At 64.4% G+C, this 14728-nt stretch carries 14 protein-coding genes; 6 read left to right on the top strand and 8 right to left on the bottom strand.

The annotated features are described in order from the left end of the window. Window positions 1-200: hypothetical protein (locus ABF757_RS11560; RefSeq protein ID WP_415482474.1), on the top strand; the 200-nt coding region annotated here is incomplete at its 5' end. A 30-nt stretch (window positions 201-230) separates the two neighbouring features. On the opposite strand, the gene ABF757_RS11555 is transcribed toward ABF757_RS11560, so the two are convergent. Beyond that, window positions 231-1334: a branched-chain amino acid aminotransferase gene (locus ABF757_RS11555; protein WP_415482473.1), complete on the bottom strand. Its 1104-nt coding sequence runs from the start codon at window positions 1332-1334 to the stop codon at window positions 231-233. Window positions 1335-1391: 57 nt separating this feature from the next. On the opposite strand from ABF757_RS11555, the gene ABF757_RS11550 reads away from it, so the two are divergent. Both ABF757_RS11550 and ABF757_RS11545 read left to right on the top strand, forming a co-directional pair. Beyond that, window positions 1392-1538: a hypothetical protein gene (locus ABF757_RS11550; protein WP_159101634.1), complete on the top strand. Its 147-nt coding sequence runs from the start codon at window positions 1392-1394 to the stop codon at window positions 1536-1538. Between the two features lie 27 nt (window positions 1539-1565). After that, window positions 1566-3050 (top strand): protein adenylyltransferase SelO, encoded by a 1485-nt coding sequence (locus tag ABF757_RS11545; RefSeq protein WP_415482472.1) that lies wholly within the window; start codon window positions 1566-1568, stop codon window positions 3048-3050. Here the strand turns inward: ABF757_RS11545 and ABF757_RS11540 are convergent. Both ABF757_RS11540 and ABF757_RS11535 read right to left on the bottom strand, forming a co-directional pair. Further along, entirely contained in the window at window positions 3029-3871 is an 843-nt protein-coding gene (locus ABF757_RS11540; protein ID WP_415482471.1) for an ABC transporter ATP-binding protein, read from the bottom strand. The genes ABF757_RS11545 and ABF757_RS11540 overlap by 22 nt on opposite strands. Next, on the bottom strand, window positions 3868-4971 hold the full coding sequence (locus ABF757_RS11535; RefSeq protein ID WP_415482470.1) for a FecCD family ABC transporter permease: 1104 nt from the start codon (window positions 4969-4971) through the stop codon (window positions 3868-3870). The genes ABF757_RS11540 and ABF757_RS11535 overlap by 4 nt, the downstream gene beginning before the upstream one ends. A 130-nt stretch (window positions 4972-5101) precedes the next feature. Between ABF757_RS11535 and ABF757_RS11530 the strand changes: the two genes are divergently transcribed. Further along, the gene (locus ABF757_RS11530; RefSeq protein ID WP_415482469.1) at window positions 5102-6160 is read left to right on the top strand and encodes an RluA family pseudouridine synthase; all 1059 of its coding nucleotides are present in this window, start codon (window positions 5102-5104) and stop codon (window positions 6158-6160) included. A 305-nt stretch (window positions 6161-6465) separates the two neighbouring features. Continuing rightward, window positions 6466-7353: an RNA polymerase sigma factor RpoH gene (rpoH, locus tag ABF757_RS11525; RefSeq protein WP_025861150.1), complete on the top strand. Its 888-nt coding sequence runs from the start codon at window positions 6466-6468 to the stop codon at window positions 7351-7353. Window positions 7354-7392: 39 nt separating this feature from the next. Here the strand turns inward: rpoH and recJ are convergent, their stop codons facing one another. The 5 genes from recJ to ABF757_RS11500 form a co-directional block, all read right to left on the bottom strand. Beyond that, window positions 7393-9204: a single-stranded-DNA-specific exonuclease RecJ gene (gene recJ, locus ABF757_RS11520; RefSeq protein ID WP_415482468.1), complete on the bottom strand. Its 1812-nt coding sequence runs from the start codon at window positions 9202-9204 to the stop codon at window positions 7393-7395. Window positions 9205-9210: 6 nt separating this feature from the next. Beyond that, window positions 9211-10194 carry a class II fructose-bisphosphatase gene (glpX, locus tag ABF757_RS11515; RefSeq protein WP_025861730.1) on the bottom strand — a complete coding sequence of 328 codons (984 nt, stop codon included), beginning with the start codon at window positions 10192-10194 and terminating at the stop codon, window positions 9211-9213. A gap of 120 nt (window positions 10195-10314) precedes the next feature. After that, entirely contained in the window at window positions 10315-11634 is a 1320-nt protein-coding gene (locus ABF757_RS11510; protein ID WP_415482467.1) for a homoserine dehydrogenase, read from the bottom strand. Next, entirely contained in the window at window positions 11631-12866 is a 1236-nt protein-coding gene (locus ABF757_RS11505) for an LL-diaminopimelate aminotransferase (protein WP_415482465.1), read from the bottom strand. The genes ABF757_RS11510 and ABF757_RS11505 overlap by 4 nt, the downstream gene beginning before the upstream one ends. A gap of 251 nt (window positions 12867-13117) precedes the next feature. Next, window positions 13118-14251: an OmpA family protein gene (locus ABF757_RS11500; protein WP_415482464.1), complete on the bottom strand. Its 1134-nt coding sequence runs from the start codon at window positions 14249-14251 to the stop codon at window positions 13118-13120. 127 nt (window positions 14252-14378) lie between these two features. Between ABF757_RS11500 and ABF757_RS11495 the strand changes: the two genes are divergently transcribed. Then, on the top strand, window positions 14379-14728 hold a 350-nt coding region (locus ABF757_RS11495; RefSeq protein WP_415482462.1), incomplete at its 3' end, for an ATP-dependent Clp protease proteolytic subunit.

Genomic DNA, 14728 nt, shown 5'->3' with positions numbered 1-14728 from the left:
CCCCCCCCCCCCCCCCCCCCCCCCCCCCCCCCCCCCCCCCCGCGCCCCCCCCCCCGCCCCCCCCCCCCCAGCCCCGCCAGGACCCCAGCCTGCCCATGGCCCTTGTGACATGGGTGGGGGCGCTGGGGTTTGCAGCCCCCATGGCGGCCCTGAGCCTGAGTGGGCTTTCTGCGTGGCGCACGGCCCGGTTGGGTGGTTAGACCCGACCGGGCCGTAAGGCCGGTTACTGTTTAGATAACGCGCTTGATCCAGTCATGCGGGTCGGGTGCACGGCCGAACTGGATATCGCACAGGCCCTGCCGCAGGCGGCTGGTGACGGGGCCAGCGGTCTGGCCATCGCCAATGGTGCATTCGCCATGCGCGCCCTTGAAAGCCCCAATGGGCGTGACCACGGCCGCCGTGCCGCAGGCGAATACTTCCTTGAGCTTGCCCGAGGCGGCATCGCTGTAGAGCTGGTCGATTGCGTAGCGTTCTTCGCGCACGGTCAGGCCCTGATCCCGTGCGAGGGTCAGCAGCGAGTCACGGGTGATCCCGTGCAGAATGGTGCCGCTATCGAGCGGGGGGGTCAGCAGCGTGCCATCCTCCATCACCATCATTACGTTCATGCCGCCCATTTCTTCCAGCCAGCGGCGTTCCTGCGCATCAAGGAACAGCACCTGCTGGCAGCCATGGGCCTTGCCTTCCATCTGGGCGGTCAGGCTGGCGGCGTAGTTGCCACCACATTTGGCGGTACCCGTCCCCCCGCGTGAGGCACGCACGGAGCTTTCTTCCACCCATACGTTTACCGTCCCGGATTCCTTGGAGAAATATTCCCCCGCGGCACAGGCGATGACGATGAATTTGAATTCCGAGGCGGGTTTGACGCCCAGAGCCGCTTCGGTTGCGATCATGAAGGGGCGGATATACAGCGTGCCCACTTCGGGTGCGGGCACCCAGTCGCGGTCGATGCTGACAAGCTGGCTGACCGCTTCAAGAAACAGGTCTTCAGGCAGGTCGGCCATGGCCATACGCTCGGCTGACTTGCGAAAGCGGCGGGCATTGGCTTCGGGGCGGAACAGCAGAATACCGCCATCGGCCGCACGATAGGCTTTCATGCCCTCGAAAATTTCCTGCGCGTAGTGCAGGACCGAGGCAGCCGGGTCCAGCACCAGCGGCTGGCGCGGCATGATCTCGGGAGAATGCCAGCCCCGGCCTTCCGTAAAGGTAATGACAACCATGTGGTCGGTAAAAGCACGACCAAAACCGGGATTCGCGACAATGTGTTCGCGTTCCGCAGCGCTAATGCCGTCTGTCTTGCGTGTGATCTTGAAAAGGGTGTCGGGGGCTGTGGTCATCGGTTCTGGCGTCTCCGTGGCGCTGGTGTCAGGACCAGTGGGCCGGTTCTCCGTGTCATGGTTTTCAGAGCGGCAGGCACGGGTTTTTACGGCCTGTCCGGGCTGTTCGCGGCGGTGCTTCTCCCTATCATGATCAGCGCGGCTGTGCCAGAGATGGGGCAGGATGCACGACCCGCCCGAACACGCGAGGGCGGGCAGGAATGATCATGAAACACGCGAGGCCCTAACGCCATGGACGAGCAGCAGCAGGCACCCATGCCCCCGGTTATGGCGCAGAGCTTCACGCAATTACCCGAATGGATGTACGACCGCGGCCCCCTTTCGCGCGTAACAGCCCCGGCGCTGATTAGGCTTAATGGTACACTTGCGGCGGAACTCGGGCTGGATGCGCGCTGGCTGGCCGGGCCGCAGGGACTGGCCATGCTGGCGGGTAACAGCATGCCTGCCGGGGTGGAGCCGGTGGCCACGGCTTATGCCGGGCACCAGTTCGGCTATTACAATCCGGCTCTGGGCGATGGCCGGGCGCTGCTGCTGGGCGATGTGCGCGACCATGCAGGGCATGTGCGCGAGATCCAGCTCAAGGGGGCTGGGCCTACGGCTTTTTCACGCCGGGGCGATGGTCGGGCTGCACTGGGGCCTGTGCTGCGCGAATACCTGCTAAGCGAAACCATGGCGGCACTGGGCATCCCCACGACCCGCGCGCTGGCCGCTGTCAGCACGGGGGAGAGGGTTCAACGTGAAACACTGCTGCCCGGTGCGATTCTGACGCGCGTGGCCTCCAGCCACCTGCGGGTTGGCACGTTTCAGTATGTCGCCGCCCGGCGAGACCCCGCCGCCCTGCGCCAGTTGCTGGATTTTGCCATAGCCCGGCATGACCCGCAGGCGTTGCAGAGTGCAACACCCGCCCTGACATTTCTGGAAAACGTGGTGGCCGCGCAGGCCAGCCTTGTGGCGCGCTGGATGCTGGTCGGGTTTATCCATGGCGTGATGAACACCGACAACATGGCCATTTCGGGGGAAACGATAGATTACGGCCCCTGCGCGTTCATGGATGAATACGACCCGGCCACGGTTTTCAGCTTTATCGATGAGCAGGGCCGCTACGCCTATACCAACCAGCCCACCATTGCCTTGTGGAATCTGACCCGGCTGGCCGAGGCCTTGCTGCCGCTGCTGAGCGATGATGAGGATGAACGCCCGGTGCTGGCCCGGCAGGCGCTGTCAGGGTTCAATACCCGTTTTCATACGGTCTATTTTGATGGCATGCGCGCAAAGCTGGGGCTGGCGCTCAGGCAGGATGCGGATGAAGCATTGTTTGCCGCCCTGCTCGAAACCATGCAGCAGACACGTGCGGACTTGACAGGCACTTTCCGTGCGCTGAGCCAGCCCTCCGTGCTGACGGGGGTGGATATGTCTGCCCTGCCTCCGGCTTTTGCACCATGGCTGGAGCGCTGGTGCCAGCGTTTGCAGCAGGATGACAGCCGCCCGCCCGAGGCCCGTGCGCAGGCCATGCGTGCGGTTAATCCATGCTATATCCCGCGCAACCATCTGGTCGAGGCCATGATCCGCAGCGCGGTGGAGCAGGGGGATTTTACACCCTTCGAAACCATGCTGGCCGTGCTGTCTAACCCCTATGAGGAACAGCCGGGCCATGAGCGTTTTGCTCTCCCACCCGGTGCGGATGAGCGGGTGCGCTATACGTTCTGCGGTACCTGACCCGCGGCTTCCACCCCCTGCACGCTGATGAAATCCTGCCCCTGTGCGCCCGTGTCCACGCAGGCATGGATACGGTAGACATCACGCAGCAGGGCGGGGGTGAGAATGGTGCGTGGTGACCCGAAGGCCCGCACCGTTCCTTCATGCAGGATACAGGCGGTCTCGCACCAGTTGAGTGCCTGATTGAGGTCATGCAGAACCAGAATGCAGACAAGCCCCGAGCGGGCGGTTTCCTCACGCAGCAGATCCAGCATGCGGTACTGGTAATGGGGGTCTAGTGCGCTCAGAGGTTCATCCAGCAACAAGGCGCGCGGGTGGCGGCTGAGTGCCTGCGCCAGCCCCACAAGCTGGCGCTGCCCGCCAGAAAGTGTGTTGAGCGGGCGCAAGGCAAGCGCTTCGATCCCCATGCGCTCCAGCCAGTGCAGTGCGGCGGGAATGTCATCCGCCTGAGCCGGATGGGCTACGCGGCGCGCGGCCAGCAGGGTTTCCAGCACGCTCAGGCGCAACGGTTCGGGCAGGGTCTGGGGCAGGGTGCAGCACAGGCGTGCACGGGTGCGCAGGTCGAGCCCATCAAGGGCCTGAGCATGCAGGCTGACCTGCCCGCGTGCGGGCACAAGCCCGCCCATGGCCCGCAGCAGGGTGGATTTGCCGCTGCCATTGGGGCCGAGCACGGCGCACAGCCTGCCGGGCGGAAAAGGGCCTACCGTAATGTCATGCAGCACTGTATGCTGCCCATGGCGAACAGACAGCCCCCGCACCCTCAGGCCTTCGCCCGACTGCGGTGTGTGCTCATGTGCCTTGCCAGCCTGTTCCATCGTCATGCGCCGGGTTTCTGCCGCAGGATAATGACCAGAAAAAACGGTATACCCACCAGAGCGGTTACAATTCCTGTGGGCACAACCACGCCGGGCACCAGCACACGCGCCAGCAATGCCGTTGTGGAAAGGATGAATGCTCCGCTCAGCAGGCTTGCGGGCAGGGTGTAGCGCTGGTCTTCCCCCACAAGGCCACGGGCGATATGCGGCGCAATCAGCCCCACAAAACCGATAACCCCCACAAAGGCCACGGCCAGCGCGCTCAGCAGGCTGATGCGCAGCAGTGCGGCGCGGCGCAGGCGCGGGACATCCACCCCCAGACTGGCCGCGCGCTCTTCCCCCATGCGTAGAACGGTCAGCCGCCAGGCAGCCCCAAGCGCAAAGGGCAGGGTGAGTGCGAGAGCGAGTGCCAGCAGGCCGATAGCGGGCCATGCGGCGCGTGTCAGGCTGCCCAGTGTCCAGAAAACAAGGTCCTGCAAGGTATCTTCGCTGGCAATGAACTGCATCAGCGCCACAAGAGCCTGAAAGGAAAACACCAGAGCAACACCACATAAAATCACGGTGCTGGTTTCAGCCCGGCCGGTTTCCGTCTGGCGCAGGCGCGTGAGTGCTTCCAGCAGCCAGACCGAGAGCATGGAACACACAAAGGCACTGAGCGCGATAATCCACGTTTGGGGCACATTGTGTATGTGCCAGCCCAGCACAATGGAGAGCGAGGCCCCAAACGCCCCGGCAGCAGAGGTGCCGAGCGTGAACGGGCTGGCCAGCGGGTTGGCAAGGACCGTCTGCATTTCCGCTCCGGCTAGTCCGAGTGCCGCCCCCACGCAGGCGGCCATCAGCGCGTAAGGCAGGCGGATGCGCCACAGGATCAGGCGCGTATCCGGCGGGGCGGTATCGGGGCTGAACAGGGCATGCAGCAGCGCGCCGGGCGAAAGAGAGGCCGGGCCAATGGCGCAGTCCGCCAGAATGGAGAGCAGAACCCCTGCCGCAAGCAGGCCCAGCACAAGCTGTCGCCGCCTGCGCACTGCCGCACAGGCTGCCAGCGCCATTGCGGTGGAAAGCGGTGCGGTGGCGCGCTCGGGGCGCGGGGGTATGGGTTGGGGCATGCTTGTTTTGATGAATGGCGCAGATCAGCCCGTCAGGTAAAGGCCGGTGTTGTGGGCCCCTCTGCTCCTTTGGGGCTTATGCGCGCTGTTTTCCTTCCGGCCTGTCCAGCGGTACGGTATGGCTCCGCCTATGAATACGCCCAGCCCCCATGTTAGCAGCCCCCATGCTCAGGATTCTGTCGCCCCGCAGGCCTATACGGCGTCAAGCGCACCTTCTGGTGGAGAGCGTCTGGCCTGCGTGGTGGAGGCCGCGCAGGCGGGTGAGCGGGTGGACCGCTATCTGGCCGCCTGCCTGCCCGCGCTGTCGCGCTCGCGCATTAAGGGGCTGATTGAAGCGGGGTGCCTGTCGATAGGCGAGAACTGCGTGCGAGAGCCCGCAACCCTTGTGCGCGCGGGTATGGTGGTGGTGCTGGATGTGCCGCCTGCCGCCCCCGCCACACCGGAGGGCGAGGCTGTGGCTTTTACCGTCCTGTTCGAGGATGAAGACCTGATCGTGCTGGACAAGCCTGCCGGGCTGGTTGTGCATCCTGCCCCCGGCAATGAAACGGGCACGCTCGTCAATGGCCTGATTGCCCATTGTGGAGACAGCCTGAAGGGAATCGGCGGAGAGCGCCGTCCCGGTATCGTGCACAGGCTGGACAAGGATACATCGGGCGTGATGGTGGCGGCCAAGACGGAAAAAGCCCATATCGCCCTGTCGGAAGATTTTGCCGCCCGGCGGATAGACCGCGCCTATCTGGCGTTCTGCTGGGGCCTGCCTGCTCCGGCTAATGGGGAGTACGAAGGGGCGATCGGTCGCGACAAGCGTGATCGCAAACGCATGGCCCTGACGGAGCGCGGCGGCAAATGGGCGCTGACACGCTACACCACCCTGCGGGCGTTCGGCACCGCGGCGGCCAAGGTGGAATGTCGTCTGGCAACAGGCCGCACACACCAGATTCGCGTGCATTTTTCGGCTAACGGGCATCCGCTCATGGGAGACCCGCTTTATCTGCGCCGTCTGCCCGCCATTGCGCGGCAACTCCCCACCACCGCGCGGGATATTGCGCTGGATTTCCCTCGGCAGGCGCTGCATGCGGCCCGTCTTGGCTTTACCCACCCCCGCACCGGCGCAGACCTGCTGTTCGAAACCCCCATGCCGCCTGACATGCAGGCGCTGGAACAGGCTCTGGCCGAAGCGGAAGCCTGATCAGGCCCGGCTTTAGGGTCAATTGCAGAGGATGATGTGGGCGCTGAATGGCAGTTATGCCGGGGTGCTGTTTTCTTGACAGCATTGGCGCATCAAGTGCAGGCTTGTCTTGTCAGGCCCGTAACCCCGTAACAGGCGGGGTGGGTTGCAGGCCGGGTTGACCGTCGCTCATGCGGAGGGCGTTCAGCAGGCCGGATAAACGTCCATCGGGCGCTGAGCTTGCCTTATTTTGGCGTAATTCCCGCATAGCTCGGGAACCTCGATACGCCCAAGGGAGTTTTCAGCGCGGAAGGAGTGTCAGGACCATGGTATCTTCCGTTATTGATGTTGGGCCTGAAAGTAATCTTTCAAGGTACCTTCAGGAAATCCGTAAATTCCCCCTTCTCACCCCCGAAGAGGAGCTTTCGCTCTCGCGGCGGTGGAAGGAAAACGGCGACACAAAAGCCGCCCATAGACTCGTCACATCGCATCTGCGTCTGGTTGCCAAGATCGCCATGGGGTATCGGGGCTACGGCCTGCCCATCAATGAGCTGATCAGCGAAGGCAATATCGGCATGATGCAGGCCGTGCGCCGCTTCGACCCTGAAAAAGGGTTCAGGCTGGCTACCTATGCCATGTGGTGGATTCGCGCAGCCATTCAGGAATACATCCTGCATAGCTGGTCGCTGGTCAAAATGGGCACCACGGCAGCGCAGAAAAAGCTGTTCTTCAACCTGCGCCGGCTCAAGGGGCAGATGCAGGCCATTGATGATGGCGACCTGCGCCCCGAGCAGGTGGACAAGATCGCCCGCACGCTGGGTGTTTCCGAGCAGGATGTGGTGGACATGAACCGCCGCATGGCCGCCCCTGACCACAGCCTGAACGCCCCCATGCGGGCCGATCAGGATAGCGAGTGGCAGGACCGGCTGGTGGACGAGCAGCACAATCAGGAAGAGCTGTACGCCGAAAGCGAGGAAATGTCGGGTCGCAAGGCCCTGCTGGCCTCAGCACTCGAAACCCTGAATGAACGCGAACGCCGTATTTTCAACGAACGACGCCTCAAGGATGACCCCTCCACCCTTGAAGACCTCGCACATGAATATGGCATTTCGCGCGAGCGGGTGCGCCAGATCGAGGTCCGGGCCTTTGAAAAGGTTCAGGAGGCGATGAAAAAGGAAGTCGAAGCCCGGCGCGATGCCGCGCGTGGCGGCTAAGGAGCATTTTTCAGTCAGTCAGGCGTGGCAGGCGGGTGCTCAGGCCCGCGCCGCATCCTGAATGAAGAAGGTAACATCTGTCCGTCCGTTCCACTCCTCGGCCCGCAGGGTGCCCGCCAGATGCAGGGGGGGGCGGGTGGTATCTTCCAGCGTTGCGGTCAGGGGGTTGTCTTCCGCGCGGAACAGCAGCGCTTTCAGCCGTGCGTTGTTATCGGCTTTCAGCAGAGCCCGTAGGGTGTTGCCATCCCGGCCGATACGGTCGGTGCGAATAACCGTGACATGTGACAGGGCCAGAACCGGCTCGGGGTTGCCTGCGCCAAAGGGGGCCAGACTGGCCATATCCTGAGCCAGTTCCACGGTGGCGCCCGCCACGGACACTACGGCATCCAGCATCAGGTCCACCCTGTCGGGCAGGGTGGCGGCATCGGGCAGGCGCGCGTCCAGAAAGGTATGAAACGCGTCAAGCTGTTCGGCTTCGAGCGAAAAGCCCGCCGCCATGGCATGGCCACCGCCAGTCTTGAGCAACCCTGCCTGCCGGGCAGCGATAATGACCGTGCCAAGATCCAGCCCGGTAACCGACCGGCCAGACCCTTTGATCGTGCCATCTTCCTGCTCGGCCCCCACAAGGGCGGGCCGGTTGAACCGTTCCTTGATCCGGCCTGCTACAATGCCGACCACGCCGGGGTGCCAGTCCTTGCCTGCCAGCAGAATAACCCCACGCCCGGCTTCTTTCTGGGCGGCGGCCTCCTGCATGGCGCGATCAAGAATTTCGGCTTCCACCCCCTGTCTGCGCCGGTTGACGGCATCCAGCCTTTCGGCCATCTGCCGGGCTTCCAGCGGGTCGGCACAGCGGAGCAGGCGCAGGCCAAGGGCGGCTTCGGCTATCCGTCCGCCCGCATTGATGCGTGGCCCCAGCGCAAACCCGCAGGAGGAGGCATCCGGCGCTTTGGTAACGCCCGCCACTTCCAGCAGAGCCGCAACCCCGATACGCTGGCGGCGGCCCATGACTTCCAGTCCGTTTGCGACAAAAACACGGTTCAGCCCTTGCAAGGGCATGACATCACACACCGTGGCCAGTGCCACCAGATCAAGCAGAGGCCTGAGGTCGGGTTCGGGGTGGGTGGCAAACCAGCCTGCCAGACGCAGGGCGCGCCGGGTGGCGACCGTGGCTAGAAAGCTCAGGGCAGCAGCGCAGATCTGCCCAAGGCCCGAGCGGCAGTCAGGCCGGTTAGGGTTGACCGTGGCCAGAATGGCAGGCAGCGCATCTTCCGATTTGTGGTGGTCGAGCACGATAACATCGGCCTGCGCGCTCATGGGGTCGAGCACACTGGCCGAGGCCGTGCCGCAATCCACGCATACCAGCACCTTGGCACCCTGAGCCACCATGGCTTCGAGTGCCGGCTGGTTGGGGCCGTAGCCTTCGGTCATCCGGTCGGGAATATGGGTTAAAACCGGGCAGCCCAGCTCTTCGAGAAAAGCCGCCAGAACGGCGCTGGCGCAGGCCCCGTCCACATCGTAATCGCCAAAAATGCCGACACATTCCCCCGCCTGCACGGCGCGCGCCAGACGTTCGGCCGCGCGATCCATATCCACCAGACAGGAGGGGTCGGGCAGGGCGCTCAGGCGGGGTTTGAGGTAATGCGCCGCCTGTTCAGGCGTAATGCCGCGCAGGGCGAGCAGGCGGCCTGCAATATCGCTTATGCCAAGCTGCTGGGCCAGTGCGGCCCCCGCGCGGGCCACGGCAGGGTTTTCGGCGGCCCCGCGCCACGCCCAGCGCCTGCCCCCCAGACTGTTTTCCACCCCCAGCACGGCAGGGGGTAGGGGATCGGGCGTGAGCGTGGTGTCAGACATGGCAGCTTACTGCGCAGGCCAGACTTTGGTGCTGAGGTTATGATGCGCTTCGATAAAGCGCGACGTGCCCGAGCTGGAGCGCATGACCAGCGAGTGCGTGACAACCTGATGCGGGTAGAAGCGTACACCCCGCAGCAGGGCGCCAGTGGTAACACCCGTGGCGGAGAACAGCACGGGGCCTGCCGCCATGTCATGCAGGCCCAGCTTGCGGGCCGGGTCCTTGCCGGGGTTCATTTTGGCGGCGCGGGCGCGCTGCTCGTCATCTTCGAACATCAGGCGGCCCTGCATCTGGCCATTGGCGCAGCGCACGGCGGCGGCGGTCAGCACCCCTTCGGGCGCGCCACCGGAGCCTACGTAAATATCCACGCCGCTTTCTTCCAGACAGGTGGCGATACCACCCGCCACATCGCCATCGGTCAGCAGGCGCACGCGGGCACCCGCTTCACGCGCATGGGCGATCATGTCGGCATGGCGCTCGCGCTCCAGCGTGCACAGAACCAGATCCTGCACATCGCGATCCTTGGCGCGGGCGAGGTTCTTGAGGTTGGTTTCGATGCTGGCATCAAGGTCCACAACGCCTTCGGGCAGGCCCGCGCCAACAACGATCTTGTCCATGTAGATATCGGGCGCGTGCAGGAAGTTACCGCGCTCGGCCAGAGCCACAACAGTAATGGCGTTGGGCATGTCCTTGGCGCACAGGTTGGTGCCTTCGAGCGGGTCTACGGCAATATCCATGGCCGGACCACCGGCCCCCACCTGCTCACCGATATAGAGCATGGGGGCTTCGTCCATTTCCCCTTCGCCAATCACGACCGTGCCGTTAATGGCCACCGTATCGAAGGCGGCGCGCATGGCTTCTACCGCCGCACCATCGGCGTCGTTCTTGCGGCCGCGTCCCGTCCAGCGTGAGGAGGCCAGGGCCGCAGCCTCGGTCACACGCACCAGTTCAAGGGCGAGGTTGCGGTCTGAAATAATCGGGAAAACGGCCATGGAATGCGGGCTCCTGCTGTGGTGCGGCAAACGTGGCCCGGCTGGGTTTGGGGGCTGCCGGGCGTTCAGGGTGCCCCGGCCTGAGCCGGGGCAGAGTTGGGCCTGTTGGCCCGGTGCGGGTCAGGCGGCTTCGATACGGATCATCACGGGGGTATCGGTTACGGCACTGAGTGCGCCGATCCGTGTGAGTGCGTCCTGCATGGCGGCTTCCGATGTCTGGTGCGTGACCAGCACCAGCGGCACATGCGGGGCGGATTCGCTTTCTGCCGGGTGTTGCAGCATGCTGCGGAGCGACACGCCACAATCGCGCAGCACGGCGGTAATATCGGCAATCACGCCCGGACGGTCTTCCACGCGCAGACGCAGGTAAAACGCACCCTGTCCGCTGGTGATAGGCTGGGCGCGCAGCACGGTGTCTGCGCCGTTATCAGCCTGCACACCCCATACGGGCATGGTCTGCCCGCGGGCGATATCGACCAGATCCGCCGTGACAGCGCTGGCCGTGGGGCCTGCGCCCGCGCCGCGTCCCTCGATCATGATACGGCCGACAAATTCGCCCTCTGCCACCACGGCGTTGAACACACCATTTACCTGCGCCAGCGGAGACTGCTGGGGCACAAGGCAGGGTGTCACGCGGGCGTGCAGGCCCTGTTCCGTCATGCGGGCAAGGCCCAGCAGCTTGATGCTGTAGCCCAGTGCGCGGGCAAAGTTCTGGTCGGCGGCATCCACATGGCGGATGCCTTCCACATGCACGGAGCTGAAATCCACCGGGCGGCCAAAGGCTAGCCCCGCCAGAATGGTCAGCTTGTGGGCTGCGTCCAGCCCGTCGATATCGGTGGAAGGATCGGCCTCGGCATAGCCCAACTCCTGTGCGTCTTTCAGCACAGAGGCAAAAGCCTGCCCGGTTTCGCGCATGACGGTCAGGATATAGTTGCAGGTGCCGTTCAGGATACCACCCACGCGGGTCAGCCTGTCAGCCGCCAGCCCTTCGCGCACGGTCTTGATGGCGGGAATGCCCCCGGCCACCGCGGCTTCGAACAGCAGTGGCGCATTATGCGCGGTGCTGAGGCGTGCAAGGGCCGGGCCGTGCAGGGCCAGCAGGGCTTTGTTGGCCGTGACTACAGGCTTGCCCGCCTTGAGCGCGTTTTCCACCACGGCGCGGGCCGTGCCTTCAGACCCGCCGATCAGCTCCACAACCACATCCACATCAGGGTCGTTTACAAGGTCTTCCGCCCGGTCGTGCCAGTTCAGGCCGGACAGGTCCACGCCGCGATCGCGGGTGCGGTCGCGCGCGCTGACGGCAACCACTTCAAGCGGGCGTCCGGCGCGGGCGCGGATCAGGTCGGCATTGGCGCGCAGCAGCCGGATGGTGCCCGCGCCAACCGTGCCAAGTCCGGCAATGCCAAGGCGCAGGGGTGTGGTAGGGGAAGTGGATGTCACGGTGCAGCAGACTCCGGCTTTTTGGCTGAGGAAGGAAGAACAGGCGCGCTCACCCCATGGGCGGACATGAAGCCCTTGATGGAGCGCAGGGCCTGACGCAGGCGGTGGGGGTTTTCAACCAGCCCGATACGGACATGGTCATCACCATATTCACCAAAGCCGAGGCCGGGGGCCACGGCCACGCCTGCTTCTTCCAGAAGGAGTTTTGAGAAGGCGACACTGCCCATGGCCTTGAAGGGCTCGGGAATGGGCGCCCATGCGAACATTGAGCCCTCGGGGGAGGGCACGTCCCAGCCTGCGGCATGCAGGCCACGGATCAGGACATCGCGCCGTTCGCGGTAGATGTTGCGCAGGTCAGCAACGCAGTCCTGCGGGCCGTTGAGCGCGGTTACCGCCGCGACCTGAATGGGGGTGAACGCCCCGTAATCCAGATAGGACTTGATGCGCGTCAGGGCTGAAATCAGCCGCTCGTTACCGGCGGCAAACCCTACGCGCCAGCCTGCCATGGAATAGGTCTTGGACAGGGAGGTAAATTCCACGGCGATATCGCGCGCGCCCGGCACCGCCAGAATGGAGGGGGGAACCTTGTCGCCAAAATAGATTTCGGCATAGGCGAGGTCGGAGAGAATCCAGATATTCTCGCGGCGGGCGAAGGCCACCAACTCCTTGTAGAAATCCAGATCCGCCAGATACGCCGTGGGGTTGGACGGGAAGTTGACGATCAGCGCTGTGGGCTTGGGCACGGAATGGCGCACCGCGCGGTCGAGCGCGCGCAGCATGTCCTCATCCGGTGTGGCCGGGATGGAGCGCACGCTTGCCCCGGCGATGATGAACCCGAACTGATGGATGGGGTAAGAGGGGTTGGGTACCAGAATGGTATCGCCCGGGCTGGTGATGGCCGATGCCAGATTGGCCAGACCTTCCTTGGAGCCAAGGGTGACGATCACCTCTTTTTCCGGGTTGAGCGTGACATTGAAGCGGCGCTCGTAATACCCGGCCACAGCCTTGCGCAGGCCCGGAATACCCTTGCTGACCGAATAGCGGTGAGAGCGCGGGTCGTTCACGGTCTCGATCAGCTTGGCCACGATATGCGGCGGGGTGGGGGTGTCCGGGTTGCCCATGCCGAGGTCGATAATATCCTCTCCGCGGGCTCGGGCCGCGGCTTTGGCCTGGTTAACCGAGGCAAAGACATAAGGCGGCAGGCGGCGGATGCGGTGGAACTCTTCGGTCATGGACGTGTGCTGCTCTAGAACTGGAGGGGAAATGCCCCTGAGTTGCTGCGGGACGGGTATAGTAATCCGCAAAATGGAACAGGCAACTCCCCGTAAAGGAAATCTCTGCCATGGCATGCGAATTTGGCATGGGGCTCTGACATGGGGGCGTCTGATCCCTGAAAGTGAGTGGGGCAGGTTGGCGGCCATTTAACCCGGTGCCGCGCGGGTGGCGGCAGGTATGGGCTGATGCCCCGCACTCTCAGGCAGGCTCAGGGCGTGTTGGCGATTTTTGCTCCCGTGCCAAAGGCATCACCGCGCACATGCAGGGCCGAGGCTGGCACGCCACGCTCAAGCAGCAGGCGGGCCAGACGGGTGGCGCGGAGCAGCCCCAGCCGCACGGCATCGGTCTGATCCTGCGCGCTGAGCGAGGCGGCATTGCCAAAACCACGGATGAAGAAAGGGCCATGCGGGGTCTTGCTGATCAGCTTGGTCAGTTCATCGTCCTGCCCGGCGGAGAGTTCATCCGACTGGGGCAGGAAGTGAAAGCCCGTGCCGGGTATATCGTTCAGGTCATAGGCAGGCAGGGCGGCGTCTACCGTCGGCATATCCGGCGGGGTGGGCGTGCCTGCCACATCGGGGGCAGGGGGCGGCGCATCGGGAATGGGCGGTATGACATCAGCAGGGAACGAGTCCACGCTGTTTTTGTCCGTTACCTCAGGCATGGCCACTTCCGGAGCCGGTGTGTCGTTTTTGTTCTTGCCGGGGCGTTTGGTGCTATCCGCCGTTTTTTGGCTTTTGGCGGGCGTAGCGCTTGGCGCAGGTGGCGTTGTAGCCGCCGGTGCCGGAGGAGCTTCGGCCGCGTCCATGATGGCGCCATTAACCCCTTCGGGCAGGGTGGCGGGTTGGTTGGCCGGTTTGGCGGCAGGTTTCTGCCCGGCAACCGCGCCGGGTGCAGGCGGGGCTGCCGATGTCACTGGGGCTACTGGCGCCGCCGCTGGCGTTTCGGCGGAAGGCGGCGGGGGAATGGTTGGCAGCAGCGTGCCATTGGACGCCATGGTGCGGTAGGTAAGATTGCGATCGCGGATCAGCCTGCTGGTGAGCAGCGCGCGTGCCTGAGGCGAGGGCAGGCTAGGCGGCGTTGTGGGGGTCAGCCCCACATGCGGGTAAGCAGCATACTGCCCCGGTGGTGGCGGGCGCTGCCCTGCAACAACCCCGCCCCGCAGGTGCTGCACCAGATCCATGGTGCTGTCGGTCAGGTCCCGGTGGTGGCAGCCCGTGGTCAGCAGCAGGGCCAGCAGAGCGGCCCCTGCACGCGCTGGGCCGTGGTTCAGGCCAGTGCGGGGGGCGTGTTGGGTGCTGGCAGGCTGGTAGGGGCCATGCGGCTGGGGGCCGGGCTGGGGCATGGTCGGGCGCGTGCTCCATCGTAACGCGGGCGGAAATGGCCCGCACCTTAGCCTTTTCCCCCACCCGTGGCGAGACACCGCGTGATTGCCCCTTGGCAGGCAGGCGACACCGGCGCAGGATAGGGTCATGAACACAGACACAGAACAATGCGCGGAGACAGCCATGCCGGGTATTTTTTCCCGTGACGCCATCAGACTGGACGACGAACCCGAAACCCCGGAAACCCCGGAGAAGGAAGGCGAGGAAAAGTCTTCCGGCACACCGCAGGGCGAGCTGGAACACAAGCTCTTCAAGCGGCGGACGGTGCTGATTTTCGGTGGGATCAACGACAAGATCGCTCGTGACGTAACCGGTCGCCTTCTTGCGCTGGCCGGAGAGTCCGACAAGCCGATCAATGTTTATGTCAATTCCCCCGGTGGGCATGTGGAAAGTGGCGACACGATCCATGACATGATCCGCTTTGTCGATTCGATTGC

It is taken from the genome of Acetobacter papayae, assembly GCF_047721125.1.
GTDB lineage: Bacteria > Pseudomonadota > Alphaproteobacteria > Acetobacterales > Acetobacteraceae > Acetobacter > Acetobacter papayae.
The sequence above is the reverse complement of the archived record's forward strand: the minus strand, read 5'-3'. Positions and strand labels throughout refer to the sequence as shown.

Excerpts from the sequence above, each read along its gene's own strand:
- glpX (WP_025861730.1), bottom strand. The coding sequence starts at position 10,194 with ATGGCCGTTTTCCCGATTATTTCAGACCGCAACCTCGCCCTTGAACTG.
- ABF757_RS11550 (WP_159101634.1), top strand. The coding sequence starts at position 1,392 with ATGGTTTTCAGAGCGGCAGGCACGGGTTTTTACGGCCTGTCCGGGCTG.
- ABF757_RS11540 (WP_415482471.1), bottom strand. The coding sequence starts at position 3,871 with ATGACGATGGAACAGGCTGGCAAGGCACATGAGCACACACCGCAGTCG.
- ABF757_RS11505 (WP_415482465.1), bottom strand. The coding sequence starts at position 12,866 with ATGACCGAAGAGTTCCACCGCATCCGCCGCCTGCCGCCTTATGTCTTT.
- rpoH (WP_025861150.1), top strand. The coding sequence starts at position 6,466 with ATGGTATCTTCCGTTATTGATGTTGGGCCTGAAAGTAATCTTTCAAGG.
- recJ (WP_415482468.1), bottom strand. The coding sequence starts at position 9,204 with ATGTCTGACACCACGCTCACGCCCGATCCCCTACCCCCTGCCGTGCTG.
- ABF757_RS11555 (WP_415482473.1), bottom strand. The coding sequence starts at position 1,334 with ATGACCACAGCCCCCGACACCCTTTTCAAGATCACACGCAAGACAGAC.
- ABF757_RS11530 (WP_415482469.1), top strand. The coding sequence starts at position 5,102 with ATGAATACGCCCAGCCCCCATGTTAGCAGCCCCCATGCTCAGGATTCT.
- ABF757_RS11545 (WP_415482472.1), top strand. The coding sequence starts at position 1,566 with ATGGACGAGCAGCAGCAGGCACCCATGCCCCCGGTTATGGCGCAGAGC.
- ABF757_RS11500 (WP_415482464.1), bottom strand. The coding sequence starts at position 14,251 with ATGCCCCAGCCCGGCCCCCAGCCGCATGGCCCCTACCAGCCTGCCAGC.
- ABF757_RS11535 (WP_415482470.1), bottom strand. The coding sequence starts at position 4,971 with ATGCCCCAACCCATACCCCCGCGCCCCGAGCGCGCCACCGCACCGCTT.